This is a genomic window from Crystallibacter degradans (genome assembly GCF_012952295.1).
GTDB lineage: Bacteria > Actinomycetota > Actinomycetes > Actinomycetales > Micrococcaceae > Crystallibacter > Crystallibacter degradans.
The window spans coordinates 1-25,481 of the sequence record NZ_JABBCH010000009.1; the positions used below are offsets into that span (position 1 = coordinate 1).

Consider the following 25,481-nt stretch of genomic DNA (forward strand, 5'->3'; position numbering starts at 1 on the left):
CCCCGGTGGCCAGCAACCCAACCTGCTCCGCGGGCAAACCAGCTGGCCACCAATGGGTATTTCTACTGGCCACCAGCGGGAAGATCTGCTGGCCGCCTATGGGCAATTCCTAATGACCGTTGACACAGGCAGGTCTGAGCGTTGCCTTGGATTACGCGCGTGAAGGTGACGTCACCGTGCGCGAACATGCTGGTAATAAGCCATCCAAACAGCGGAGAATTGCACGAACGTTACCTGGCTCCGCGGGCATCCCACAGGCGGTACAGGTCTGGCCTGCTTAGGTTGGCGGCGCTGCATTCAGCCGCCCTCTGACGGTTGATTGGCCGAGACCCTCTCGATTTTCTTTGTTTCGCTTACCTAACAATCTGGCAGCATGAATGCTTCGCACCGAACCTTAGTCAATGCCCTTAGTAGTTATTGGTTTGGCGGGTGGCGCGCCTACCGCCGATGTCCAGGCGACCAAATGGCTATGGGTGTCACTGATAGGGGAGTGCAGCGAGTCCCGGGGATTCATCAATCCGATGGGACCTACCGGCCCGCAGGACCAGCAGGACGACGACGGCAAAGGACAGGGAGCAGACGTTGGCGAATCATCCCCGGCATACGTTCTGGTTTCATTGGAGCCTGATTCTGTTCAGTGTCCGGATGCCGGTTGGTTGGGTATGGCCGCCGCTGTTGCCTTCTGCGCCAGGGCCGGCCCCGGCTGTGCCGTCAACGTGATCTGTGCGGGCCCACCTTGCTCACTGCCACGCGGGGACATCATCGAAACCTGCGACGAGCGGAAGCGTCTCACGCGCTGATGCAGAGACCAAAACCAGCAGGCAGGGAGAACGTGTTCGCCAGGCGAGCTTATGGCCGGACTGGAGTTAGGCTGCAGGGCTGGCATCAAGACGATACGGCATATGGTTGAGATCCCATACGGACTATTTGGGACCCGCAGTGTCTGGAATTCGCCCGGCGGCAGCCCTTATACGAGAAGACGAATTTATCGCCCTTCGCCTCGCCCGTACCCAGTCCTTCGTCGGTGAAGTCACCGTCTTACCCTGACCGTAGATAAACGTAGCCCCGTGAATCACGTGGGCCTCTGCAAGAGAGGATATGTGATGAACTCAGATACGGACAAGAACCATGCAGGCCACGAGCAGGACAAAGGGGGAGGGATGAAGATGGGCTATTGGCGTTTCGGCGCGATGATCGCCACCGCCACCGTCGTGATGTACGGGCTTATGTTCATCGACACCTACGCCCTGGACCACTTGCGGTGGAGCGAGAGCCGGATGTACATGGCGATCACGATGGGCGGTGTGATGGCACTGATCATGCTCGGCTGGATGTTGAACATGTACCGGAACAGGAAGATGAACATAGCTATCGTGGCGGTGTCCTTGCTCGTACTCGCAACCTCCATCAGCCTCGATCGCAGCCAAGCCACCATCGACGACACCGCGTTCATGAACTCAATGATCCCCCACCACTCCATGGCGATCCTGCGGTCGGAACGGGCCGGGATCGAGGACTATCGGGTGTGCGAGCTGGCCGTTGCCATCAGTGAGGCCCAACGGCGGGAAATCAGCGAGATGGAATGGCTTGTCAACGACATTGCAGAGAACGGGCCGGCGGAAACTGCCGCCGAGGCTGAAAGCCGACCGGTACCGGAGTATGAGGTGAGTGCGCTCAGGCACTGCCAGGGCATTTCATCTGCGCTGAGCTTGCCCGAGTTGGCCACAGGATCACGGCTCCGCTGAACGTCTGCTGCCCGGCCTGGCCGCATGATCGCCGACGTTCAGTGAACGGTCAGGGAACGTTGCTCTGCCGCACATAAGGTGCCGATAGTGTGGAAACCGCCTCATAGGTGCTAGTGAACAGGGGCACCGGCCATGGCCAGGAGCAACTCCCAGTCTCCCAGTCCGGCCGGTGCCCGCTCATTTAAGCATCGGGACGGCAGCTGCCTTGCTTGGCCTGCATGCGAACGAAAAGCAGAACCATAATCCGTTTCCTACGCTTTCTCCACACGGATAAACGGACCGGGATTGCCGTGAATGCTGATCTTCGCCAACCGGAATGCTTCATCCTTTCATCAGCATTACATGCCTCGGTAACCAAGCATTGGCGGCGCGTCTGTTTTGCGTTGTTACCAATCCGTTATGTAGGGTGGCAACCACGTCGGCGCTACCTGGGCCGGCCCCCTCGGAATGGCTTTGCCTAACTCTGCCACCGTTCCGAGTCCGTTCGCCAAACAGATGGCAGAGGCGGGGGACCCACATTTACCGGGCTCCCTCCAGAGCCCTTGGGGTTAAGCCGCAGTTCACCACGGAGCGATTTTCCGAGGTGGAACGCGGCCGGGTGACTCCCATCCGAACCCGACAGCTTACCTCGCAGGCATTGGGAGAGGCTACAACCTTGTTCAAGAACAATTCCGCACGCCACCGTGCCACCCCGGTCCGCAGCAACCCGTTCAGCGGAGTTTCGAAGGCCGTATCATCCCACGCAGGTACCGTTGGCCGCAGTGCCGCAGTTGTCACCGCTGCCGGTGGCCTGATGCTCGGCGCCGGCCTGCCTGCCAACGCTGCTGCAGAAGTGGATTCAAGCAACTTCGCAGCCCAGACCCAAACTGAAACCGTTGCCGCTCCGGCCGCAGCACCGGCTTCCTCCGAGGACGCTGCAACCCACACTGTCAAAGCCGGCGACACGCTCGGGGCCATCGCCGCGCAGCACGGCATGGACCTGAACGATCTCTTCGCGGCCAACGGCCTCGACTGGACATCGATCATCTACCCGGGCGACGTCATCCAGCTCTCCGGCGCCGCACAGACACCGGATGCCCAGGCCCCGGCCCAGGCCGCACCGGCAGAGACTGCTCCGGCCCCTGTGCCGGCCCCGGCTGAAGCGCCGGCACAGGCCGAGCCGAAGGAAGAAGCCTTCACGGTTGCTGCAGCAAGCGCCAATATTGAACCGGCCGCCAGCACCTCCAGTATCGCCGATGTCGCCAAGTCCATGGTGGATTCTCCGTATGTCTACGGCGGAACTTCACCGAGCACCGGGTGGGACTGCTCCGGCTTCACCAAATGGGTCTACGCCCAGGCCGGCATCGACCTTCCCCGTACCAGCCAGCAGCAAATCGCCGCCATGACACCAACCAGCAACCCGCAGCCGGGGGACCTGGTATCCCAGAACGGTGGAGGCCACATCGGCATCTACCTTGGCGACGGCAAGATGGTCAGCGCCCTGAACCCGGGCGATGGCACTTTGGTCCACCCGATCAGCTGGATGCCTGTAGACGGTTACTACACCGTCCGGTAAATCCCTGCAGTCGTGTAGCTGCGGCAGCAGTAGAGGTATGCACCGTCGGCACTGCCGACGGTGCATACCTCTGCAACCACAGCTTCAGTGGCATCTCTGCCGCAGCCCCTACACTTTCCCGCCGGGCACCTTCAGCCAGCCGGACCTACATGGCCAGGGGACCTTCGAGGGCCGCCCACAGGGGCCCGGCAAGGAGGCCAAGCGCCAGACTCGCGACCGCGGCGACACCCGCTGTGGCAGCGGGCCAGGATGCGGCCCCGCCCGGCTGCGGGAACCCCATGGCACCTTGGTGCGGGCGGGCGAAGACGGGGGCGAACCAGCGCAGGTAGTAGAAGAGGCTGAGCAGACTGTTGAGCATCACCGCCAGGGCCAGCCAGCCGTACCCGCCGTCCCAGGCGGCGGTGGCGGTGGTGAGTTTTCCGACGAACACCGCCAGCGGCGGAGTGCCCACCAGCCCCAGCAGCGCAACGAGCAGGGCCAGCGCCAGCCCCGGACGGGCCCGGACAAGGCCCCGGTAAGCCGCCAGCTCCTGGTGCCGGGGCAACGCGGCGGTGACGGCGAAGGCGGCGACATTGGTGACGGCATAAGCGGCCAGATAGAACAGCAGTGAGGGCAAGGCCAGGCCGCTGCGCCCGGCCGCCGCCACGGGCACCAGCAGGAATCCGACCTGGGCCACGGTCGACCAGCCCAACAGGCGGCGGGGGTCAGTCTGCCAAAACGCGGCGAGGTTGCCCAGGAACATCGACGCCGTAGCCAGTATCGCCGCAACGAACAACAAAGTGTCCTCACCGGTGGAGACCGTATCCACGAGCCGGTACACCGCCACCAGCGCCCCCACCTTCGGAACCGTGGTGAGGAACGTGGCGGCGGTGCCCCCGGTGCCTTGGGATGCGTCGGGCACCCAGAAGTGGAAGGGCACCCCGCCGGCTTTAAAAAGCAGCCCGGCCAGCACGCCCAATACGCCGGCCCCCACCGCTGCGCCCGGAGCGTCGGGGAGAGTCTCCCCGAGCAGGGCGTAACCGGGGCCGCCCGCCAGGGCGTAAAGCACGGTGACCCCGAGCATGAGCAGGATCCCCGACAGCGCGCCCATAAGATAAGTCTTCAGGGCGGCTTCGGCCCCGGACCGGCCACCGGCCAAACCCACGATCCCGTACAGGGGGATGCTGGCCAGCAGGAACCCGGCGATTAGCACCAGCAGGTCCGAGGCCCCGGCCAGGACCATCACCCCGGTGGCGGCGAACAGCAGCAGCGCGTAGGTGTCGGATTCCCGAGGCGAGGCAGCGATCTCCCCGGAGGCCACACCCAGCACCAGCAGGGTAGCCACGGCGGTGACGATACGGGCCATGCCCGTGGCGGTGTCAACGGCGAAGGTGCCGCTGAAGGCGGTCTGCGCCGGCTCAAACATGGCGGAAACGGCCGCGGCAGTTGCAGCCAGCAATGCGAGGGCGGCCACGATGCGGGCGATCCACTGGCGCCTGCGCGGCAAAAACGACCCGCCCAGCAGCACCGCAAGGGCTCCGATGAAGACGATGATCTCGGGCAGCAGCAGCGCGGGCAGCATCCGCATCGATGCTTCCATCGGCTAGCTCCTGACCAGGGTAGCGAGGGCGGAGGCGGCCGGCTCGATCACCTCGAGCAGGAACCGGGGCAGCACACCGATAAGCAGGGACAGGCCCAGCAGCGGCCCGACCGACCAAAGTTCCCGGGGACGCAGATCCGCGAACCCGGGGGAACGGCCCTCCACGGGCCCGGTGAAGACCCGCTGCAGGGCACGCAGGAACAGGGCGGCGGTGACCAGGATGCCGAGCAGCGCGACCGCGGTCACGGGGGCGAGTGCGATGCTGCCGGCGAAGATCTGAAACTCGGCGATGAACCCGGAGAACCCGGGCAGGCCAAGAGACGCGAAGGCGCCGACCGCGAACAACGCCGCATAGCGCGGTGCCGGGGCCGCAAGGCCGCCGTAGGAACCCATGTCGTAGGTGCCCGACCTGTCCTGCATCACCCCGGCCAGCAGGAACAGTGCTGCGGTGATCAGTCCGTGGCTGACCATTTGTACCATCGCGCCGGTGACCGCCACGGAACGGGCCTGGGCGGCGTCGTCGGCGAGGAGCCCGACTGCGCCCAGTGCCAGGACGATGTAGCCCATGTGGTTCACGGAAGTGTAGGCAATCATCCGTTTCAGATCGGTCTGGGCCAGGGCCACGAACGCTCCGTAGAGCACCGAGATGATGCCGATCACCACGATCACCCAGGCCCATGCCCGCCATGCGTCAGGCAGCATCGGCATGGCGATACGGACGAACCCGTAGGTTCCCATCTTCAGCAGCACGCCCGCCAGCACGGCCGAGCCGAGTGCCGGGGCGTCGGTGTGGGCCGGCGGCAGCCAGGTATGGAACGGGACGGTGGGGGTCTTCACGGCCAGACCCACCAGGACCGCAGCCAGCACCAGCCCACCGGTGAACGTGCTGCCCTCGAGCGGGGCCGCGGCGACGAGTTCGGGAATGTCGAAGGTGTGCGGTTCGGCGGCCACATAGAGCCCGATGAAGCCCAGCAGCAGGGCCAGGGAACCCAGAAACGTGTAGAGGAAAAACTTCAGCGCCGACCGGGCCGCGTTGCCGTGGCCCCACCCGGCGATCACGAAATACATGCCCACGATGGACAAGTCGAAGAAGACGAAGAACAGGATGAGGTCGGCCGCCACGAACAGCCCCAGACTCACCCCCTGCAGGAAAAGGAAGAGGGCTGCCTGCACACGGGGCCGGTCGGAGTCCCGCAGGGCGTAGACCGCGCAGGCCAGGAACACGACGGCCGTCATGGCCAGCAACGGCAGGGAGAGACCGTCCACGCCCACGTGATAGCTGCTGTTGACCCCTGGGATCCACGGCACCCGCTCCTCGAACGCCAGCCCGCTGGGCCCAGGATCCTCGTAGCCGGCCCACACCACCCCCACGAGCACCAGTTCCGCGGCGCTCACGGCCACCCAGATCCACCGCCCTACAGTGGGACCGATAGCGGGCGCGGCAGCCAGGACAGCGGCGACGGCCAGGGGCAGGAAGACGATCAGACTCAGCATGCTTATCCCATCACGGCATAGACGGACCAGGCGAGGACGCCGACGGCGAGAACCGCGACGGCCTGGAGAAGGTACTGGTGGACCGCCCCGGTCTGCGGGCGCCGTGCGACCTCACCCAACCGGCGAACCCGGCCGGCGAGGCCCTCGACAGCACCGTCCACCCCGGCGTCATCGAGACGTGCAGCACTCCGGCCGGCCGCATCGGCGGCGGCCGCCGTGGCCTCGACCCCGCTGTCGAGGACCCGGTCGTCAACGTGCGCGGCCGCACGGGCCGCCACGGCCACTGCCCTGGCGGCAGCCAATGCGGCGCGGTCGATAACCCGGTCGTCGAAGCGGGCCAGCGCTCTGGCGAGGGCCAGGGCGGGGCGGACAACAACGGCGTGGGCGGTGTGCTCCAGCCACAGCCACTGCCGGGCCCATCTAGGCCCCGGGGCGCGCCACCGGAACATGGCCAGCAGCACCACGAGGGCGATTCCCGCCGAAACCAGCAACTCGGTCAACGCAGCCTCTCCGTGTCCGCCGAGGGCTCCGGCGAGAGTGCCGCTGATGGGCGGCAGGGCGAGCACGCCCAGCACCGCGGCTCCGGCCGCGAGCACGACCAGCGGGGCCCGCTCCAGCACGCCCACTTCGCCGGTGCCGCCCTCCTCTGCTTCCTCGCGGAGCCCGCGGCGCCAGATCGTCCACAAAACCTTCGCGGCATAAGCCGCGGACAACGCGGCGGCCACGAGACCGGCGGCGTAGAGCCACGGGGAGGCCACGAGTGCGGCGGCGAGCACGGCGTCCTTGGTGGCCCACAACGACAGCGGGGCAATTCCGGCCAGGGCAAGCGCCCCCACGGTTGCGGCCACGCCGACGACCCGCCACCGGTGCCCCACGCCCCGCAGCCCGGCCAGCTCCCCGGTACCCAGTGCCGTCAGCCACGCCCCGGCGGCCAGGAACAACAGGGCCTTGGTCGAGGCGTGGGCCACCAAATGGGCCGCACCGCCGCTGACCGAGCCCACGCCGGCCGCCAGGACCACGAAGCCCATCTGGGCGACCGTGGAGGCTGCGAGCAACTGCTTGAGCTCACGCTGGGCCAGGGCCACGGCCCCCATCAGGACCGCGGTGACCACCCCGATCCACGCCGCCACCGGCCCGGCCCAGCCGGTCGCTGCCAGCAACGGCTCCACCCGCAGCAGCAGGTACCCGCCCATGGCCACCATCGCCGCAGAGTGCAACAGGGCACTCACCGGACTGGGACCCTTCATCGCCCCGGAGAGCCAGAACGAGAAGGGCAGCTGGGCTGCCTTGCCCAGGGCGGCGACCAGGATCCCGGCGGCGATGACATGGCGCCACGGATCCGTAGCTGCCGGCAGGTCGGCCAGGGCCATCCCGGCCCCGCCGGCCAGGGCGGCGCCGGCGGCCACGTACAGGCCAAGGTCACCGGTACGGGTAGTGACAAAGGCCGTCAGCCCGGCCCCGACCCGGTCGGTGTCGCGCCACCAGAACCCGATCAGGGCGTAGGAAGTCGCACCCATCAGCTCCCACGCGAACAACAGTGCCGGGATACTGGCTGCCGTCGCGGTGGCCAAAGCGGCCGCTGCGAAGATCAGCATCAGCCCGTGGAACCGGCCCCGGGATTCCCGGATGTTCCCGGCCGCGAAGACCAGCACCAGGAAAGTCACCGCGGCGACCGCCGGCACGACCAGTGCCGCCAGGGCGTCGACCGCCAGCGAGAAGTCGGCCCCGACCATGAACGGGAGCACCAGGCTTGGCCGGGCCGGGGCAACAACGCACGCCAGGGCCGTCGTGAGCCCGGCGGTTACGACGGCGGCCGGCGCGGCCACGCGTTCGGCGCCTCGGACCAGGGCCAGCAGTACGCCCACGGCGGCGGGCAGCAGCACAAGTGTCAGCAGCGCGGCCTGGACCGCCGTCACCGGGACAGGTCCTCGGCCATGTCGGTCATGTCCGTTTGCCGCCGCCGGTGCAGCAGCGTGGCCACGGCAAAACCCATGGCCATCTCCACGGTCATCGCCGCCAGCACCACCAGCAGCAGCACCTGCCCGGAGGGGGCCGGGGCCATGAACCACCAAAATCCGGCGGCGGCCAGCAGCACCCCGTTGACCATCAGCTCCAGGCCCATCATCACCATCACCACCACCTGCTGCGAGAGGGCCCCGTAGAGCCCCACCGCGAACAGCGCGGCTGCGACGACCAGAACAGCGTCCAGGCTCATCGGCCGATCCCTCCGGGCTGGGGGTCATCCGCCGGGCGGCGGCGCAGGTCATCGCCCAGACGGTCGTAGCGGGTGCGGCCGGCCGCGAGGACCACTCCGGCGACGATGGTGGCCACCATGACCGGGCCCACCACCGCCATCACCAGCATCTTTTCGCCCATGATCTCCAGTCCCAGCGCGTTCGTGAGGTCCTCTGGCGGAACCCCGCGGCGTTCCGGCCACGGGATCAGCAGCGCACCGGAGGCCAGCAGGACGAAGACACCGGTGGAAGCGCCGATCGCCGTCTTCTTGCCGTGGGTCATGTCCATGGGCATCAGCGCTGGGTTCATGCCCATGAACATCACCATGTAGACGGCCATCACCGCCATCTCCATCACCATCATCAGGATCGTGATGACTCCCAGATAACTTTGCTGCAGCAGGATGATCAGCGCCCCGACGGCAATGAACGACACCGCCAGGGCGTAGGTGGCCCGGGCCATGGAATCCACCACGAAGACCGCCACCCCGGCGGCCACAGCCACCACGGCCAGTCCCCAGAACACGATTGCAGCCACCATGGCTCAGCCCTTCCACACGACGACGAGAGATACCACGAGGTCCTGGGCCACGGCCGCCGGGAGCAGCACCACCCACCCGATCTCCAGGAACCGATCCGGGCGGAACACCGGCAGCTTCCGCCGCAACCACACCAGTACCGCCAGAACCGCGACGGTCTTCACCGCCACCCACGCCCACTCCGGCAGGAACGGCCCGGCGCCCCCGCCCAAAAACAGCGGCACCGAAAACGCGGCCCCGGCCGCCAGGAAGGCGTAGCGCCCGGCCTGCATGACGAGGCGGTCCACCCCGGACAGTTCGGCCAGCACACCGCCGGCGACATCCGCGCCGAGGGCAGCGGCGAAGGGCCCCCACACCGAGAACCCGGTCACTCCAACCAGGAAGATGACGAAAGCTACCGGCATCCACACCACGAACCACAGCCGGTCCTGGGCACCGGCCGCATCGCCCACCCTGAGACTGCCGGCTGCGATCGCCGGCGCCACCAGCGCGAACATCAACGGGAGCTCATAGGCCAACCCGTGGGCCAGGAACCGGTAACCGCCGACCAGACCGTGGACCGAGTTCGCCCCCCAGCCTGCCAGCCAGACCAATGCCCAAACCATGACATCAACCGTGTTGAACCACACGACACCAACGTCCAGGTCTGCCAGTGTCCACCGGCCCAGCGGGATCACCGCGACCATCAGGAACGACCCGACCAACATCCCGGCCGCCCCGACCCGCAACAACAAAGTGTCCGCGGCAACGACGGTCCGCCGCCGCTGCCGCAGCAAACGCGCCGTCGACCACGCAGGTGCCAGCCATCCTCCGCGGCCGGCGCCTTCGGCGCGTGCGGACAGGGCAGAATCGAGAGCGGCTGCGAAGAAGGCCAGGGTGCACAAGACGATGCCCGCCAATGCCGCCCAACCGGCGGGAACAGTCGTCAGCACGGTCTCAGGCATGTCCCACCTCGTGGACGGCCGGGAACGGGTCAAGGTCCAGACTCGCCACCGCCAAACGCACCGTGCCTATCTCCAGCCCGGTCACCAGATGCGGCACCACGTCCCACGGCACCCTTTCAGTGCCAACCGGTGCCCCTGGATTTGCACCGTTCACCTCGGCCCGGACCCGTTCCACCAGTGACAGCAACCGGTCGTAGGCATCCCCGAGGCAGCGGTCCGGCAAACTGTGGCGCTCAAGGTCAGCAGGTGTGAGCGGCAGAACCCCACGCAGGGACCAGCGCAGAATGATGGACCTGCGGACAACCCGGTGCAACCGCTCCACGGCTCGTTGGGGGCCGGCTCGGTCACCGCGCAACAACGCGTCCCTTGCCGACCGGGCACGTGCGGCAAGGTCCTGGGTGCCGACCAGTGCCAGCAGCGCCACGAGGTTGTCACACCGCACCGCCGCAGCCGGCACCAAGCCCGAATGCCGGCTGCGGATGCCGACCCCGTGGCTCCCGCCGTCCACCACGGCCGCGTCAGCATCAATCACCACATCGCCCTGCAACGAACAATGCAGGACCAGGCCAGCCGGCCAGAACGGCAGCACCGGGCCCAAGGGCAGATGCAGCACATCCACCCCCAAGCCGTCGCGGTCCTCCCCGCCCTGGGCCAGCGGAATACCTTCCGGGGCCATGTCCATACCCCCGTGGCTGCTGTGGTCCATCCCGCCGTGCCCACCGTGGTCCGTGCCGCTGTGGTCCATGTTTTGGTGGTCTTCGTCGCCTGACAAGGGCTGGTCGGTGTCGCCGTGGTCCATGCCCCCGTGGCTGCTGTGGTCCATTCCGCCGTGCCCGCCGTGGTTCATGCCGCTGTGGTCCATGCCGTGATTACCCATTTCACCGTGGCCGCCATGGTCCATGACCGCGGGGATCTGTGGTTTCTGCGCCCGCTCCCGGGCGTCGGTCCTGTGGGCGGGGGTGTCGAGAAGGAGGGCTGCCGCTTCGTTGAGGGCGGAGGTAACAGCTGTGGGCGAGGTGACGGCGGCGCGTACGCGTGGTCCGGGCATCTGTTCCCAGAGGCGTTCCACCAGTTGCGCCAGCTCGGGACCGGGTACCCCGCACACAGCGAGCACGTCCGCGTCTCCTGGTGTCCACGCAGGACGCCACCCGCGGCGCAGCATCTTCTCCTCGAGCACCACCCGTGTCGGCCACTGTCCCGGGGCCTCCACGACGAGGACCCGGGTAGCGCGCAAGGCAAGGCCGGCGAGGGCATCGGTCAAGCCCATCGAAAGGCTCCCTCCCTCCAGGCCCAGACCACCGCTACAAGCAGGGCGCCGAGAAACAGGAACATCTCCACAACAGCGGACAGCCCTCTTTCGATCACGATCACGGCCCAGGGGTACATGAAGAGCATCTCGACGTCGAAGGCCAGGAAAACGATCGAGGCCATGTACCAGCGCACATGGAACCGGGACAAAGCGTGTTCCTGCGGCATCCAGCCGGACTGGGCGGGCAGAACCTCCACCGGGCTGGCGGCGACAGCGGTGAGGCGGTGAAGCGCATAAAGGAAGACGACGGCGAACACCGCCATCAGGGCCATGGCCACGATTCCGGAGTACACGGGCGGAGGCTCGAAACTCAGCCCAGTGCGGAGACCAGGTCCGCGGAGGCAAGCTTCTCCCGGTCCACCCCGCCCGGGTCCTTCGGATAGTCTTCGAGCATCGAGCTGATGTGATTCATGGTCCTGCTCCAATCCGGTTTGCTGCGGTTCCGGCGGCGCCGGGCCCCAATACGCACAGTACCCTTACTATTCGAAGTCTGGCCAGTGCATCGCAGGCCCGAAAGCAAGGCCGCAACCGGATGGCTCCGTGATCGTTGGCGTCCGCGGATGCGACGAGGCGCCCGGGCCGATCTGCCGGTGCCAGTGTGCTTCAGTGCTTCGGCCACCACGCCTGTTGAGGACCGCGTGCCCTTATAGGCATTCCGCTGCTGTCGGGAACCGGTGCCCCGGTGGAGGAGATCCCGAAGGAGGTCTTCGCCCATGCGTCGTCTCCGATGTCGGCGAGGGCCGGGAGGGTGGGTTGAGCAGTAATCCGATGATGTCTTCCGCTGGAAAAGGCCGCGCATCCCGAGGATGGAGGAGTTCGGCTTCGATGCCGTGCCTGCTGGCCTGCCAGTCTGCAAGTTTCAGCAGGGGAGCGGGGATCACAGGCGGCGGCCGTCCGGACCGCCATTGCCTTGCTGCCGTCCAGACCAGCGCGCGGGCCAGGGCGGCGATAAGGACAGAGTCGTTGGCGTTGAGACAAACGTCGGAGACCCCGGATCGCCACAGTCGGATAGGTCCGGGACAGCCGGGCATCAAAATACACCATGCCTTCATCCAGCCGGACACCGGTCGCGAGCAGGTCACGCACGAGCCGGCGGTAGGCGTCCGCGGAACCGAATATCTCCGTGGGGTCAGTCGTGGGCCAGCGGCCCCAGAGCTGCGTGCGGAAGCTGGCGTATCCGGTGTCGGTGCCGTCCCAGAAGGGCGAATTGGCACTCAATGCCGCCAGTACCGGAAGCCAGACCCTGATGCGGTCCAGCACCGCCACGCCTTCCTCCGGCGATTCGATCCCGACGTGCACATGGCAGGCGCACGTCAGCTGCTGGACCGCGGTCAGCCCCAGCTGGTTCCTGATCGCTTCGAAACGCGGCAACCGCACCGTGTGCAGTTCTGCGGGCAGGGGAGCGGTTCCGAGGGCTATGGCTGTGGCCTCGACCTGGGGCGCCAGGACATCAGCCCGTGCCCGGCCGGCCAGGATGTCCTCGGCAAGGCCGTGGAGCGTGGTATGCACGGCTGTAGCGGTTTCGATCTGCTCCTGGACGAATGCCCGCACGCCAGCTTCCGGAGCCATTCCGGCTACGCCGGATCGGGCGTAAAGATCCATAACCTGCCGGGCCACGGGCACGGCCATCCCGCTGCCCGGATCGACGAGCAGCAGTTCTTCCTCCACACCGAACGTACGCATGGTGCTTCCTGCCCCTGCCCGCTCTGGCGGGCGGCCGCGCTTGTCCAAGGCTAATACCGGGCGCATCGCGGACCGGGCACAAGGTGCCCGAACCCTTTGAGCTCCTGCTGGACCGGATGACATCAGCTGTAGAGCGATCTGGTCCTACCGTAACTTCGCCGCTAAACCCCCGTACAGCATCTGCAGGAGCAGCAGTTTGCGGTGTATTGGCCTGTCCGAAGTTCACCGGTTCCCTGCACAGCATCCATAGACGCGCCAGGCATGCCGGCTGGCAGATGTTCGGACTACGAGCACCTGATTACCGATAATCCCTTTGGACGATGGGTGCCGGCTGCCGCCGGTCCAGCACGAGAAACAGGATCTCTGGTCATCACGAAGTCTGCCTGCATGAGTACGGCCAGGTGCCGGTCCCGGGAAGCAAGATGCCGTGGAAGGGCGGGGCCTGTTGCCAGATCACTCTTGCAGGGGAGTGGCTGTGCCCGGAGCGGCTAAGGTGTTAGAAGCCGCTGCCGGGAGGGGCGTGGAGGACGGTTTTCCGGTCACAAGGAGCCAGGGCGGGTTGTGTCCGTGTTCCTGGGTGTTGAGGGGACCGGTGTTTGCCATCCCCTCCGTCTTGGACGGCGTTGACGTCCAAGACGCGTCAGGGACCAGCCCCGTCAAGCGAGCCGGCCAGCGTTCCAACGGGGACCGGGTCATGAAGAGGGGCAGCTGCGCGGCTGCCGGCTTGTCGCTCGGTGCGGCGCGCTTATTCTGCCTCCTGTGTCCGGGGCATCAGCGCTTGGATCGTATTGACCAGGATCCGGCAGGCAGACTCGATCACATCGGCTGTCACGTTCAGCGGCGGCAGCATGCGGACTACGCAACCGTTCCGGCCGCCGGTTTCGAGGATCAGTCCAAGGCGAAGCACCTGTTCCTGGACGGAGAGCGCCAAGTCGCCGGCTGGCATCCCGGTTGACGGGTCCTGCAGCTCGATGCCCCACATCAGTCCCCGGCCGCGGATCTCGCGTACCCACGGCAGCGACTCCAGCGGTGCAAGCAGGCCGGCTACCTGGTCCCCGCGTTCGCGGACGTTGTCCAGCACTCCGTCCCGCTGGACGATGTGGACGGCTTCTGCTCCGGTGGCGAATGCCAGCTGGTTGCCGCGGAAGGTCCCGGTGTGGGCTGCGGGGGCCCAGGTATCAAGCGAAGCCTCGTACATGATCAGGGCAACCGGGGTACCGATGCCGCTCAACGCTTTCGAAGCGACGATGACGTCCGGTTCGATCCCGTACTGCTCGAACGCGAACCAGGTCCCTGTCCTGCCGCAGCCGGTCTGTACCTCGTCGACGATGAGCGGGATCTCCAGCTGCCGAGTCAGTTGCCGCAGCCGCTGGACGAACTCAAGCCGCGCGGGGATCACTCCGCCTTCGCCCTGAACCATTTCCACTATGACCGCAGCCGGGAGCGGGATGCCGCCGTTGCCGTCATGGAGGGAGTTCTCCAGGTAGCCGATGCAGTTGATGGCACAGGTCTCGGGGCGGAGGTTTACCGGGCACCGCGAGCAGTAGGAGTAGGGGAAGAAGTGCACTCCGGGCATGCCGTTGGCTACCGGCCGCTTTTGCTCGACAAGGCCGGTCAGGGCCATGGCAGCGGCGCTGCTGCCGTGGAAACCGCCTTGGAAGGAGATGATCTCGGAGCGTCCGGTCGCTGTCTTGCACAGTTTGATCGCTGCGTCGACGGCATTCGCCCCTGTCGGTCCGCAGAAGTGCATCTTCATGCGTTCACGCATGCCGAGCGGAAGCATGGACAGCTGTGCTTCGATAAAGGCGTCCTTGACCGGCGTCGGAAAATCCAGTCCGTGGGCCAACGTGCCCAGTTGGCGTCTGGCGATCTCGACGAGCTCCGGGTGGTTGTGGCCGAGCGAGAGGACGCCGGCACCGGCCAGGAAATCGATGAAGACGTTCCCGTCGAGATCACGGACAAATGATCCTGCGGCGTCGGCGATCGCGATCGGCAGGTGCCGGGGATAGGCGCGCGCATTCGACTCGCGCTTTTCCTGGCGCGAGAGCAGTTCGGCCGATTTCGGCCCGGGCAACGGGCCCGAGACGTACGGGCGGGTGTAATTAACAGGTTCCATTTGCAGGGTCATGATTGCTCCGATTGCAGGGCCAGGATTTCACTGGGCAAGATGAACGACGGCGGGTGGTGCGGGGACAGGGACGGTTACCGGTGCGGTACCGGGCTCCCAGCCGAATGTTCGGCGGACGGCCAGGACGGCAGCGTCGAGCAGGTCGGCACGGGTCAGCACGCTCAAGGTGAAGTCCGAGGTGGATATGAGGTTGATGGGTATATCTGCATCCGTGAGGGCCCTGAAGAAGCGGTAGGACACCTCAGGGTCCAGACGCATACCGGCGCCGGTGAGGGAAAGCTTGCCCATGTGCTCATCACAGTGCAGGGTGCTGAAACCGATCGTCTGCCTCGCTGTCTGGAGGGCCTGGCAGGCGGCCGCCGCCTCCGTCGCCGGAAGCGCCAGGACCATGTCCTTGTAGCCGGCCACGGCAGAGACGCTCTGGCCCACCATGTCGGCAGCGGAACCAACGGTGGACAGGGCAGCGAAGACCTGAGCGGCTTTGCCCGGAACGTCCGGAACCGACTCGACCCGGATACTGGCAGTGCTGTTTTCATAGCCGACGGCGGAAATCACCGGGCGCTCGGTGAAGGCCCCCGGTCCCGAGCCGACGCGGCCCCCGTCCGGGACCACCAGCGTTCCGTTCAAGTGGGTAAAGGACGAGCGGACGTGCAGGAGGACGCCGAAACGGCGGGCATACTCCACACATCGTGCTTGGAGTACCTTGGCGCCGCAAGCGGCGAGTTCCAGCATTTCGGCGCTGGTAATGGCCTCCAGTTTCCGGGCGGTCGGCACCACGCGGGGGTCGGCGCTGTAGACGCCGTCGACGTCCGTGTAGATTTCGCAGATACCGGCACCCAAGGCGGCGGCAAGAGCGATGGCGGTAATGTCGGAACCGCCACGGCCCAAGGTTGTGATTTCCTTCGACCCCACACCCGTCCCCTGGAAGCCTGCCACGATGGGAATTTCGCCGCGGGCCAGGACGGTGCGCAGCTCCCGCGGATCTACGTCGACAATATGCGCCTTGCCGTGAACGTCGTCGGTCTTGAGGCCGGCACGGTGACCGGTGAACAGCTGCGACGGAACGTCCAGATTGGCCAAGGCCATGCCCAGCAAAGCGATGGAGATGCATTCGCCGGTGGTAAGCAGGAAATCGAGGTCGCGTGGCGCCGGTGACGGTGAGACGGTGGCCGCGAGGTCCAGCAGGTCGTCTGTTGTGTCTCCCATGGCCGACAGCACCACCACAACGTTGTGCCCGGCTGCCCGGGTTTCCAGGATGCGCTGTGCGGCGCGCTTAATGCCGTCCGCATCGGCGATAGATGAACCTCCGAATTTCTGCACGACGAGATCGGATGAATCAAGGGGTCTTGAAGCCCTAAGTGGGCTGATTTGCCGTCGCGGTGTTGAGGTGAGACCCAGCATCCCCCCACCGTGGGCCGATTGTCGGTCCATGATGCCTCCCTTGCTGACAGCAACAGTATGACCGCACCCTCTGTTATCCGTTTGTTACTGCCTTGTCACGAAATCGGGATAAGTGCCAAAAAACCTTGGATTTTTCTTGAACCTTGGGCTTTCCTGAATTCGTTTGCACCATTCATTGACAGGGAATCGCACTTTGGCGATGCTGAAGGTTCCAAGCGGTGGGGCCCGCGAGGGGAGCCGCGGCCGGACGGTCCGGCTGGCTCTTTGTGGAGTGGGACTGTGGGGGTCACGACAGCTATGGCTACCGATCGAATGTGGAAATTGCAGCTGTTGGGCGGATGGCAGCTGCAGCGCGGAGACCAACGGGTCACAGTGGCCCTGCGTCAGCAGCGCCTTATCGCCGCTCTGGCGTTGTACGGCAGGCAACCCCGGACGTTTCTGGCCGGTTTGCTATGGCCGGACCGCGCCGAACATCAGGCGTTCGGCAATCTGCGGGAGAGTGTCTTCGTGGTGAACCGGAATCTGCCGAAGCTCCTGGTGCCAACGCGGGATTCCTTGGATCTGGCTGAGCGGGCCCGGATTGACGTCCGGGACATCAGGGCGCAGGCATCCGGTGCGGAAGAACAGACCGGTCCGGAAGAACAGACGGGTCCGGACCTCCCGCAGAGCATGCTGGATTCCGTCCTTGAGGCTGAACTGCTGCCTGGCTGGTATGAAGACTGGGTCATTGCGGAACAGGAGCGTTGGCAGCGTTGGCGGCTCTCCGTGCTCGAACGGCTGGCCAGGCAATTCCTGCTGCAGGGAAAGATCGACCTGGCCGTGGAAGCTGCTCGTGCCGCCACGACCATCGAGCCCCTTCGCGAAAGCGCGCAGCGGCTGTTGCTCCAGTGTTACATGGCCGAGGGAAACCAGGCGGAAGCACTGCGCTCCTACCAGTCTTTTCGGATCAGGCTCCGCCAGGAGTTCGGTGTTGACCCCTCGCCCTTCACTGCTGACTTGGTTAGTTCGCTCCTGATGGACTGAATCGGATGGGGGAACAGCATTTCGGTCGCAGCAGCTGACGCGGATAGTTCCTGACGCCGGCTGCGGGCACCTCGAGAGCGGGCTAGCGGTCCTAAAGGCGGGCCCGCCACGTCAGTGCGCCGCGGTGACCACTACTCCCGTGTCTAACGGACCGCTGTATCCGCGCGACCGGCTCACCCTGGGAGTGGGGAGAGCGATTAACCGTTCCGAACCAGACCTCTCGGTGACACATAGGCCTAGGAAGCTCCTGAAGGGCCTTCTGCGGGCCTTAAGGGGCGGCGGGGCCCAGAACCGCCCAATGGATATTGGAGGCTTTCTGGTACCCCTGAGGCGCGTGTGGGGCTTTTGCCCTGATAACGCTGTGACTGCCCGTATCGGCAGGCCGGACATGGGCCCTTGCACAAGCTGACTTCAGCTTGCGGTGCCGTTCATCCGCCGAAGTCTGTCACCCATCCCGGTCTGGGTAGCGCGTCAGTACCGCTTACCCCATAGTCGTTCGGTGCCAGGGGCATGCTCCCCGGATGAGCAAACCCTGGTTGAGGTTGCTCCCCGCGGACCAGCAGCGGGGGAGGGGCAGGGCGGGTTGTGTCCGTGTTCCTGGGTGTTGAGGGGGCCGGTGTGCCGGTGTGCACCCGTGCCACCTTGGTGCCACCGGCGGGTGGTGCGGAAATCGGGCCGGGCAGGGGCGCAAAAGGCCCCTATATACAACCCTCTCTCATGAGTTAAGAGAGATATGTATGTATAGGGCCACCCGGGCCACCTGTTTTCGCCTGTCTACACATATGCGGGCCATAACAACCGTCCCCTTGTCTTCGTATGGGGTTGTTACTCCTGCCTCTATGGAGTCGTTGTTTCCCGGTGCGCGGGGTGGAAAAGTGGCGCAAACCGGGTGAATATGCCTCTGACCTGCGGTTTTACTGTTCCCGGGTGGTGATCGCGGGTGCACCGGGGGTGCGCCGGAACCTGCCCTCCCGGTGTAACAATTGGATAATCGTTTGACTGCACATGCTACGCTGAAGACGTAGCGTGAGCTTGCGAACCTGGCGGCGGGGTCGAGGGCGTAGCATGTGACCGGAACACCGTCCTCCACGCCCCCTCCCGGCAGTCCTGTGGCCATCTGGCCCTCCGAACGGAGCGTTCAGCCAGCGGCCGGCGCAGCGCCGTCTTTCCATTGCTGAGAAGTGACCCCGCCCGAAGCCCTGCGGCACTCCCTGGAGGGCTTGTTTTCCTTCCCGCACGGCAGGCGCCACGATCGCGCTGCTGGTCTCGGGCGGATCGCTGTGGCTTCCTGTTGGCGTCATTAGGACGGGTCAGTCCGGCAGCCGGATGATGGCCTCTACTTGGTTGGCGCTCATCCCCGTGTCCCTGGCCAGGTCCGTTAAGGGGACGCCCCGTCCCAACGCGGCCAGGAGCTGATCCCTCAGATCGTACCGGGCGTGGTCCAGCTCGTACTGCGCGGACTCCATGTCGGCAGCCGCAAGACTGACCTTATTTGATGCTTCATCATCCACTGGTTCCTCCCGGCCATAAAGGGTGATTTGCAGTAAGTGAAGGCCAGACTAACCGCTCCTGCCCGCCTGAGCCATCAGCATCCTTACCTTCGCTGCAGGCCTTTTGGGGCCATGCCGCGGACCTGCCCGTCGATGCGCTTCATAGGGCGCGTAGCGGGTTATGTCGAAGATATAGCCGTGGGCCGTGTCGCCGTTGCGGGCGGTTGCTGAGTCCATAGTGGCTTCCGGTCTTGCTGTTTCTCTCCCGTCTGCGCCCCTGGCAGGAGCCCGGGGCGCAGACGGGAGGGTTGTCAGGCGGTTGCGGCGTACCGGGCCGGGTCGGCGTCGAAGGCCGGGCCGCAGCCGGCGCAGCAGAACCAGTAGCGTTGGCCTTCGTAGTCGCGGAACAATCCCTTGGCCTCGGCGTCGGCCTTGACGACCGGGGTGCCGGCCATGACCGGGCACCGGGCGATCGTGTCGTCGGTCTGTTCGGGGCGGGCGGTGAGGGTGAGGTCCTCGGTCGTGGTATTCGTGGCGTTGGAGCTGCAGCAGCTTCCCATGATGTTTGTTTCCTTTCGGTGGGTGGTTCAGGCGTTGATTGATTCATGCGCGGGAGTGCGCGGGGCGGCCGGTGTCGGCTGCCGGTCAGTTGCCTTGCTCTTGAAGGAGCGCAGGCGCAGGCTGTTGCCGACGACGAAGACGCTGGAGAACGCCATGGCGGCTCCGGCGAGCATCGGGTTCAGCAGTCCCAGTGCCGCCAGCGGGATCGCGGCGACGTTGTAGGCGAAGGCCCAGAACAGGTTGGTCTTGATCGTGCGCAGGGTCTTGCGGGACAGGCGGATGGCGTCGGCGGCCGCGCGCAGGTCTCCACGGACCAGGGTCAGGTCGGCTGCCTCGATGGCAGCGTCGGTGCCGGTGCCCATGGCGAGTCCGAGGTCGGCCTGGGCCAGGGCGGGGGCGTCGTTGACGCCGTCGCCGACCATGGCCACGACCTTGCCTTCTTTTTGGAGCCGGGCGACCACGTCGACTTTGTCCTGGGGGAGGACTTCGGCGAAGACCTGCTCGATGCCGACCTGCGCGGCGATTTGTTCGGCCACGGCCTGGTTGTCGCCGGTCAGCAGTACCGGGGTCAGGCCCAGGTCTTTCAGCTGCCGGATGGCTTCGGCGCTGGTGGGTTTGACTGCGTCCGCCACGGTCAGAACGCCGCGTACCGCGCCGTCCCAGGCCACGACCACGGCGGTCTGCCCGGCCGCTTCGGCGTCGGCTTTTGCGGCGGCGAGGTCCGCGTCGATGGCCAGGGACCAGTCGGCCATCAGCGAGGTTCGTCCGACCAGGACGAGGTGCCCGTCAACGATTCCCTGCACGCCCTTGCCTTCGATGTTTTTGAAGGACTCGGGGGCCGGGAGCCGCCCGGTGCGTTCGGTGGCGCCCTTGGCGATGGCCTGGGCGATCGGGTGTTCGGAGGAGTCCTCGACGGCGCCGGCGAGGCGCAGCAGTTCGTCCCTGTCGGTACCGGATGCCGCGTGGATGCCCAGCAGCGTCATTTTGCCGGTGGTGACGGTGCCGGTCTTGTCCAGCACGACAGTGTCGATTTTGCGGGTGGATTCAAGGACCTCAGGGCCTTTGATCAGGATGCCCAGCTGCGCTCCGCGTCCGGTGCCGACCAGCAGCGCGGTCGGGGTGGCCAGGCCGAGGGCGCAGGGGCAGGCGATGATCAGTACGGCCACGGCGGCGGTGAAGGCCGCTTCGAGCGGGAAGCCGGCGCCGATCCAGGCTCCGAGGGCCGCGACGGCGACGGCGATCACGATCGGGACGAAGATGCCGGAGACGCGGTCGGCGAGGCGCTGCACTTCGGCCTTGCCCGATTGGGCGTCCTCGACGAGCCGGGCCATCTGTGCCAGCTGGGTGTCGGAGCCGATCCTGGTGGCGCGGACCAGGAGGCGTCCGCCGGCGTTGACGGCGGCACCGACGACCGGGTCGCCCTCGGCGACCTCGACCGGGACGGATTCGCCGGTGAGCATGGACTGGTCGACGGCGCTGAGACCATTGACGATGACGCCGTCGGTGGCGATCTTTTCGCCGGGCCGGACGATGAATTCATCGCCCACGCTCAGCTCCTCGACGGGAATCCTTGTCTCGTTACCGTTACGGATAACGGCGACGTCTTTGGCCCCGAGTTCGAGCAGGGCGCGCAGGGCGGCGCCGGCCTGACGTTTGGAGCGTTTCTCGAAGTAGCGTCCGGCCAGGATGAACATGGTGACACCGGCGGCGACCTCAAGGTAGATGTTCGCGGCGCCGTCACTCGGGGCGATGGAGAACTCGAAGCCATGGGTCATGCCGGGGGTGCCGGCGGTACCCAGGAACAGGGCGTAGAGCGACCAGAGCAGGGCAGCGATGGTGCCGAGGGAAACGAGGGTGTCCATCGTAGCGGTGCCGTGGCGCAGGTTCGTCCAGGCGGCTTTGTGGAAGGGCCAGGCCGCCCAGACGACGACCGGGGCGGCCAGGGCCAGCGAGGCCCACTGCCAGTAGGTGAACTGCAGGGCCGGGACCATGGCCAGCAGGATCACCGGCACCGACAGGATGATGCTGCCGGCCAGCCGGTGCCGCAGCGAGACCAGTTCGGTTTCCGGCTGCTCCGCGCCGGCCTCCGCGGCTTGCTCCTGCCGGGTGGCCGGGAGCGCGGCGGTGTAGCCGGTCTTCTCGACTTCCTTGATCAGGGCCTGCGGGTCGTAGCCTGCCGGTGCGGTGATGCGCGCCTTTTCGGTCGCATAGTTCACGGTAGCGCTTACGCCGTCGAGTTTGTTGAGCTTGCGCTCGATCCGGTTGGCGCACGAGGCGCAGGTCATCCCGCCGATCTCGAGCTCGACGTCGGTGCCGGGGGCATCCGGCTGGGCCGGGGATGCAGACATTGGTTTCCTTCTTTCTGTTCGAAGCCGGTTCCGGCGTGCGTGCCGTACCGTACGCCGGGTCAGTGGCCGCTGTGTCCGTCGGCGGCAGCTCCGTCGTCGGTGGCGGTGCCGGACGATGCACTGGTGTCGACGATGAACGCGGCGGTGTGGACCTGGCCGTCGATCTGGAAGTCGAAGTACAGGTAGTAGGGCCCCGGGGTCGGCGCTGAAACGGCGAATTCGATTGTTGGCCCTGAGGTCTGGCCCTCAATGGGGTTGTCGCCTTCGGGGTGGACGTGCAGATATGCCAGGTCGCCCGCCCGCAACGCGACCAGGTGCCCGTAGGCGCCCAGATAGGGTTCGAGGGTCGTCGCCGGTTGTCCGTCACGGGTGACGCTGATGGACAGGGCTGACGTACCGCCGGCGGTCAGGTTTCCCTCCAGGGTCACGTCGTAGCCGGCAACCTCGTCCCGGGTGGAGACCGTCTTCGCTTCGGCCGGCTGGAAGGAGCCGGCAACGTGCACGGTACGGGTCAGTGTCAGGGATTCGTCGGTTGCTGCGGGAACAATGTCGGTGTAGACCCGGTAGGTTCCGGCCGTTTCCCATTGCCACGGCAGGGACCAGCGCCCCGCATCGTCCATCACGGGATGGACGTGGCGGAACTGTGCTCCGTCGGAGCGCACCACGATCAGATGCAGTTCCTTCTCGTGGGAGGCCTCAAACCCTGTGACCGGCTGCCCGTCGGGTCCGGTGATCGTGAAGGACAGCTGTCCCTGATCTCCGGTGGTTGCAGGCGCGGATACCTCCTGCAGGATGTATCCGCCCTGTTCGGCTGTCACACCCTGCACGGCGTGTGGGGCATGTTCACCTCCGGTGCCTGTCGCCTGCTTCATTTCTTCTCCTCCGGGTGCTGTTTCGTGTCCCTGTGCTGCCGACTGGGTCCAGTTGGCGGCTATCTCAGCCGGCGCGAGGGCACCGGCGGAAGCGAAGGCTCCTGCGAACACCACGGCCAGGGTCGCACCGTAAGCGCCCAGCCGGCCGGCGGTATTCACTGCTGCTTCACCGCCTGGTAACCGGCTTCCTCCGCCGCCGCAATGACAGCAACCTCATCGACAGGCCCTTGGCTGCCGATGACGAGTTTTCCGGTCTTCGCGCTTACTTCGACGGTCTCGACACCAGGAACCTCCTGGACCTCTTCGCGAACGGACAGCTCGCAGTGTCCGCAGGTCATTCCCGTCACTTCGAATTCGGTAGTTGTTGACATGATCCTTCCTCCCTTTCACATACCCCTAGGGGGTACTCCTAATGGATAGGTATACCCCCAATGGGTATCTGCTGTCAAGGTGGGGCGGCGGTCGTTTTCGCGCAGCGCTGCCTTTCGGCTTCAGGAGCGACGGTCCGCTGCCCTGCTCCCTGCGCGCCACCTCCATCCAGGGTTATTCCTGCTGTGCCAGACCTATGTAATAACCTGCGTATGAACGCAGGTAAGGAAGTGTGTGGCCGTTTGGCCGTTATGCCGATAGCCAATACGTCGAATTGGCGGTAGAGATTTTTTCGATGCTGGCCGATGCGACGCGTGGTGCCGAGAACGGCGCCGGCGTCGGGACCGGCGAGATCGTAGGCGAGCAATGCGAGGGCGACGGTCGCCAGGCCGGTCCCGAAAAGGGCGATGACTTGGGCGCTGAAGAGATGGCGATAGTCGCGGACGGCGAACAAGCGCATAGTCCTGTTCCTTTCCATGTGCGGTTCGGCTGGTATTCGCAGCCGAACCGGGGCTAGGGCCTGCGGCCGGAGGAGGGGCGGTGCGGGGTCAGGCCGGCAACAAGGTTGAACGCTCCCGTGAGGATGTTCAATGACACGACACCGACGACGTCGGTGATCTCGCGTTCGCTGTAGCCGTGATCGTACAGGGAGAGGATCTGCTCGTCGGTGATGGACGTCGGCTCCCGGTAAACCTGGAGCCCTAGGGTGATCATCGCCGCGACACCGGGGTCCGCGGACGTTCCGGTCCGGGCGCGATCGATTTCCTCGTCGTCGATCCCGAGCGCGAAAGCGGCACTGATGTGCGATTCCAGGCACAGGCCGCACCCTTGCTGGGTTTGGACGGCGATCGAGATCAGTTCGCTGACCTTCCGGCTGAGCTTGGCCCGCTTCATGGCACGGCTGAGCTGCAGGTAGCCGGTCAGGACGGCGGGGGAGTGCGCCATGGTTGCGACCATGTCGCCGATCTGGCCGTGTCGAGATACCAGGTCGGTCAGAAGATCGCGGGAGGCACCGGTTGCTGTCTGGGGAGTTAGTCGAGCGAGGCGAGGCATGGTGATCTGATCCTTTGGCGGGCTGTGCAAGGTGATGAAGTTGTTGTGAGGCGGAGGAGCATCTACGGCCAGGCGGCGGGGGCCCGGGGCATCCGGTCCCGCCGATGCCTGTCGGGCGCACCGGTGCTATAGGTCGTGCGGTGCGCCCGGCGGGTCGTGTTACATCAGGATGTGGCGGCCGCAGTCGCGTGTACGGTGAACTGTGCTGTCCGGACGGTGTCCTCGTGCTGGAAGTCCAGGTGGAGACGGTAGGTACCGCCCGATGGGGCGATAGTGAAGAACGATACCTTCGGTCCCGGCTCCGTCTGCCCGTCGCCCGGGGCGCCTTCCGGGTGTACGTGGAGGTAGGCGAGATCGCCCCTCCGCAGTGCCACCAGGTGACCGAATGCTCCCAGATAAGGCTGGAGGTCGGTTACGGGTTCATCGTTCCTGTTGACGGTGAACGTCAGTTCGCTGGCCTCGTTAGCCATGAGCTCGCCCTCGAGCGTCACGGTGTAGGTGCCCAGCTGCACCGTCCGGTCCGCGGCGGGCAGTTGCTGCGGCTCATACGTGCCGCCGACGGAGGCATCGATACCCAGGGTCATCGGCTGACCGCGCCCGGCAGGGTGGAAGTCGGCGAAGATCCGCCAGACACCGGAGCTTAGGTTCAGGTCGATGATCCAGGTTCCGGAAGCGTCCCGCACCGGATGTACGTGCTGGAAGTGGGCCATGTCGCGACGGACGGCGATCAGGTGCAGTTCCTTCTCATGCACGTTCTGGTACTCAGTGACCGGCTGCCCATCGGGTCCGATGATCCTGAAGCTCACGGTCTGCAGTCCGCTGCCCAGGATCGGGGCGTCCAGCTCGAGAGTGTAGCCATGCTCGGACACGAGCACTCCGCCGGGCTGGGTATTGCGGTGACCGGCATCGTGCCCGGCACGGTGTCCCTGGGGGCTGTGGCCCCCGTGGCTTTCGTGGTTTGTGTGATCGAGTTCGTTTGTCATGTCATTCCCACCTTTTGCTGTCAGCTCTGATTCGAAGGAGCAGTCCGCCAGGATGTAGGCGGGAAATCTCTGTTCGTTCCTTGGGTCGGCACCTTCGGAGTGTCTGCCCGTTACTAGAACTGTATACCCCTATGGGGTATTCCTCTACAGTGTGACACTCCTGATTTAGAC

The 25,481-nt window shown here is 65.8% G+C and carries 21 protein-coding genes, 2 pseudogenes and 1 riboswitch; of the genes and pseudogenes, 3 read left to right on the top strand and 20 right to left on the bottom strand.

The features are described 5' to 3' along the window. Positions 1–1,103 precede the first annotated feature (1,103 nt). Together HGO92_RS14440 and HGO92_RS14445 are read left to right on the top strand one after the other, a co-directional pair. Positions 1,104–1,745 carry a DUF305 domain-containing protein gene (locus HGO92_RS14440; RefSeq protein ID WP_240974650.1) on the top strand — a complete coding sequence of 214 codons (642 nt, stop codon included), beginning with the start codon at positions 1,104–1,106 and terminating at the stop codon, positions 1,743–1,745. A 475-nt stretch (positions 1,746–2,220) separates the two neighbouring features. Further along, a riboswitch (cyclic di-AMP (ydaO/yuaA leader) is annotated at positions 2,221–2,396 on the top strand. 4 nt (positions 2,397–2,400) lie between these two features. Next, positions 2,401–3,300, top strand: a complete 900-nt coding sequence (locus HGO92_RS14445) for a C40 family peptidase (RefSeq protein WP_240974651.1) — start codon at positions 2,401–2,403, stop codon at positions 3,298–3,300. Positions 3,301–3,445: 145 nt separating this feature from the next. Here the strand turns inward: HGO92_RS14445 and HGO92_RS14450 are convergent, their stop codons facing one another. From HGO92_RS14450 to HGO92_RS14500, 12 genes and pseudogenes are all read right to left on the bottom strand, one after another. After that, entirely contained in the window at positions 3,446–4,879 is a 1,434-nt protein-coding gene (locus tag HGO92_RS14450; RefSeq protein WP_205834517.1) for an NADH-quinone oxidoreductase subunit N, read from the bottom strand. Between the two features lie 3 nt (positions 4,880–4,882). Further along, a complete protein-coding gene (locus HGO92_RS14455) occupies positions 4,883–6,373 on the bottom strand; it encodes a complex I subunit 4 family protein (RefSeq protein ID WP_169996019.1) in 1,491 nt (496 codons plus the stop codon). Between the two features lie 2 nt (positions 6,374–6,375). Beyond that, complete coding sequence (locus HGO92_RS14460) at positions 6,376–8,289, bottom strand: proton-conducting transporter transmembrane domain-containing protein (protein WP_169996021.1); 1,914 nt, start codon at positions 8,287–8,289, stop codon at positions 6,376–6,378. Then, complete coding sequence (locus HGO92_RS14465) at positions 8,286–8,588, bottom strand: NADH-quinone oxidoreductase subunit NuoK (RefSeq protein WP_074701912.1); 303 nt, start codon at positions 8,586–8,588, stop codon at positions 8,286–8,288. The genes HGO92_RS14460 and HGO92_RS14465 overlap by 4 nt, the downstream gene beginning before the upstream one ends. Then, positions 8,585–9,148, bottom strand: a complete 564-nt coding sequence (locus HGO92_RS14470) for an NADH-quinone oxidoreductase subunit J (RefSeq protein ID WP_169996023.1) — start codon at positions 9,146–9,148, stop codon at positions 8,585–8,587. Before HGO92_RS14470 ends, HGO92_RS14465 begins: the two co-directional genes overlap by 4 nt. Positions 9,149–9,151: 3 nt before the next feature. After that, on the bottom strand, positions 9,152–10,090 hold the full coding sequence (locus HGO92_RS14475) for a complex I subunit 1 family protein (RefSeq protein WP_169996025.1): 939 nt from the start codon (positions 10,088–10,090) through the stop codon (positions 9,152–9,154). Then, the gene (locus HGO92_RS23775; RefSeq protein ID WP_240974652.1) at positions 10,083–11,357 is read right to left on the bottom strand and encodes a hypothetical protein; all 1,275 of its coding nucleotides are present in this window, start codon (positions 11,355–11,357) and stop codon (positions 10,083–10,085) included. The genes HGO92_RS14475 and HGO92_RS23775 overlap by 8 nt, the downstream gene beginning before the upstream one ends. Beyond that, positions 11,348–11,692 (bottom strand): NADH-quinone oxidoreductase subunit A, encoded by a 345-nt coding sequence (locus HGO92_RS14485; protein ID WP_169996027.1) that lies wholly within the window; start codon positions 11,690–11,692, stop codon positions 11,348–11,350. The genes HGO92_RS23775 and HGO92_RS14485 overlap by 10 nt, the downstream gene beginning before the upstream one ends. Positions 11,693–12,043: 351 nt before the next feature. Next, positions 12,044–12,451 (bottom strand): glutamate-cysteine ligase family protein, encoded by a 408-nt coding sequence (locus HGO92_RS24890; protein ID WP_502305988.1) that lies wholly within the window; start codon positions 12,449–12,451, stop codon positions 12,044–12,046. Next, positions 12,450–13,205: pseudogene (locus HGO92_RS24895) on the bottom strand (carboxylate-amine ligase); the annotation flags it as partial. The gene HGO92_RS24890 and the pseudogene HGO92_RS24895, both read right to left, overlap by 2 nt. 622 nt (positions 13,206–13,827) lie before the next feature. Further along, positions 13,828–15,210: an aspartate aminotransferase family protein gene (locus tag HGO92_RS14495; RefSeq protein ID WP_169996029.1), complete on the bottom strand. Its 1,383-nt coding sequence runs from the start codon at positions 15,208–15,210 to the stop codon at positions 13,828–13,830. 27 nt (positions 15,211–15,237) lie between these two features. Beyond that, positions 15,238–16,530 (bottom strand): aspartate kinase, encoded by a 1,293-nt coding sequence (locus HGO92_RS14500; protein ID WP_346768968.1) that lies wholly within the window; start codon positions 16,528–16,530, stop codon positions 15,238–15,240. Between the two features lie 402 nt (positions 16,531–16,932). Here HGO92_RS14500 and HGO92_RS14505 point away from each other — a divergent pair, with 402 nt between their 5' ends. Continuing rightward, on the top strand, positions 16,933–17,634 hold the full coding sequence (locus HGO92_RS14505) for an AfsR/SARP family transcriptional regulator (protein ID WP_169996030.1): 702 nt from the start codon (positions 16,933–16,935) through the stop codon (positions 17,632–17,634). 1,310 nt (positions 17,635–18,944) lie between these two features. Here HGO92_RS14505 and HGO92_RS14510 read toward each other — a convergent pair. The 8 genes and pseudogenes from HGO92_RS14510 to HGO92_RS14550 all read right to left on the bottom strand — a co-directional run bounded on the left by HGO92_RS14510 (position 18,945) and on the right by HGO92_RS14550 (position 25,310). Continuing rightward, on the bottom strand, positions 18,945–19,145 hold the full coding sequence (locus HGO92_RS14510; RefSeq protein ID WP_169996031.1) for a hypothetical protein: 201 nt from the start codon (positions 19,143–19,145) through the stop codon (positions 18,945–18,947). Between the two features lie 290 nt (positions 19,146–19,435). Next, positions 19,436–19,684, bottom strand: a complete 249-nt coding sequence (locus tag HGO92_RS14515) for a YHS domain-containing protein (RefSeq protein WP_169996033.1) — start codon at positions 19,682–19,684, stop codon at positions 19,436–19,438. Positions 19,685–19,711: 27 nt separating this feature from the next. Further along, positions 19,712–22,033 (bottom strand): heavy metal translocating P-type ATPase, encoded by a 2,322-nt coding sequence (locus tag HGO92_RS14520; RefSeq protein WP_169996035.1) that lies wholly within the window; start codon positions 22,031–22,033, stop codon positions 19,712–19,714. Between the two features lie 59 nt (positions 22,034–22,092). Then, the gene (locus HGO92_RS14525; protein WP_169996037.1) at positions 22,093–23,064 is read right to left on the bottom strand and encodes a DUF8832 domain-containing protein; all 972 of its coding nucleotides are present in this window, start codon (positions 23,062–23,064) and stop codon (positions 22,093–22,095) included. Further along, complete coding sequence (locus HGO92_RS14530) at positions 23,061–23,276, bottom strand: heavy-metal-associated domain-containing protein (protein ID WP_169996039.1); 216 nt, start codon at positions 23,274–23,276, stop codon at positions 23,061–23,063. Before HGO92_RS14530 ends, HGO92_RS14525 begins: the two co-directional genes overlap by 4 nt. Before the next feature lie 302 nt (positions 23,277–23,578). Beyond that, positions 23,579–23,734, bottom strand: a pseudogene (locus HGO92_RS14540) (MFS transporter); the annotation flags it as partial. A 53-nt stretch (positions 23,735–23,787) separates the two neighbouring features. Further along, positions 23,788–24,327 (bottom strand): carboxymuconolactone decarboxylase family protein, encoded by a 540-nt coding sequence (locus HGO92_RS14545; protein WP_169996041.1) that lies wholly within the window; start codon positions 24,325–24,327, stop codon positions 23,788–23,790. A 164-nt stretch (positions 24,328–24,491) separates the two neighbouring features. Further along, positions 24,492–25,310 carry a DUF8832 domain-containing protein gene (locus HGO92_RS14550; RefSeq protein ID WP_169996043.1) on the bottom strand — a complete coding sequence of 273 codons (819 nt, stop codon included), beginning with the start codon at positions 25,308–25,310 and terminating at the stop codon, positions 24,492–24,494. Positions 25,311–25,481: the final 171 nt, after the last annotated feature.

Bases quoted from the DNA above. Each gene is read 5' to 3' on its own strand.
- HGO92_RS14440 (WP_240974650.1), top strand. From the start codon at position 1,104: ATGAACTCAGATACGGACAAGAACCATGCAGGCCACGAGCAGGACAAA.
- HGO92_RS14450 (WP_205834517.1), bottom strand. From the start codon at position 4,879: ATGGAAGCATCGATGCGGATGCTGCCCGCGCTGCTGCTGCCCGAGATC.
- HGO92_RS14455 (WP_169996019.1), bottom strand. From the start codon at position 6,373: ATGCTGAGTCTGATCGTCTTCCTGCCCCTGGCCGTCGCCGCTGTCCTG.
- HGO92_RS14465 (WP_074701912.1), bottom strand. From the start codon at position 8,588: ATGAGCCTGGACGCTGTTCTGGTCGTCGCAGCCGCGCTGTTCGCGGTG.
- HGO92_RS14470 (WP_169996023.1), bottom strand. From the start codon at position 9,148: ATGGTGGCTGCAATCGTGTTCTGGGGACTGGCCGTGGTGGCTGTGGCC.
- HGO92_RS14475 (WP_169996025.1), bottom strand. From the start codon at position 10,090: ATGCCTGAGACCGTGCTGACGACTGTTCCCGCCGGTTGGGCGGCATTG.
- HGO92_RS23775 (WP_240974652.1), bottom strand. From the start codon at position 11,357: ATGGGCTTGACCGATGCCCTCGCCGGCCTTGCCTTGCGCGCTACCCGG.
- HGO92_RS24890 (WP_502305988.1), bottom strand. From the start codon at position 12,451: ATGAAGGCATGGTGTATTTTGATGCCCGGCTGTCCCGGACCTATCCGA.
- HGO92_RS14495 (WP_169996029.1), bottom strand. From the start codon at position 15,210: ATGACCCTGCAAATGGAACCTGTTAATTACACCCGCCCGTACGTCTCG.
- HGO92_RS14515 (WP_169996033.1), bottom strand. From the start codon at position 19,684: ATGGGAAGCTGCTGCAGCTCCAACGCCACGAATACCACGACCGAGGAC.
- HGO92_RS14520 (WP_169996035.1), bottom strand. From the start codon at position 22,033: ATGTCTGCATCCCCGGCCCAGCCGGATGCCCCCGGCACCGACGTCGAG.
- HGO92_RS14530 (WP_169996039.1), bottom strand. From the start codon at position 23,276: ATGTCAACAACTACCGAATTCGAAGTGACGGGAATGACCTGCGGACAC.
- HGO92_RS14545 (WP_169996041.1), bottom strand. From the start codon at position 24,327: ATGCCTCGCCTCGCTCGACTAACTCCCCAGACAGCAACCGGTGCCTCC.
- HGO92_RS14550 (WP_169996043.1), bottom strand. From the start codon at position 25,310: ATGACAAACGAACTCGATCACACAAACCACGAAAGCCACGGGGGCCAC.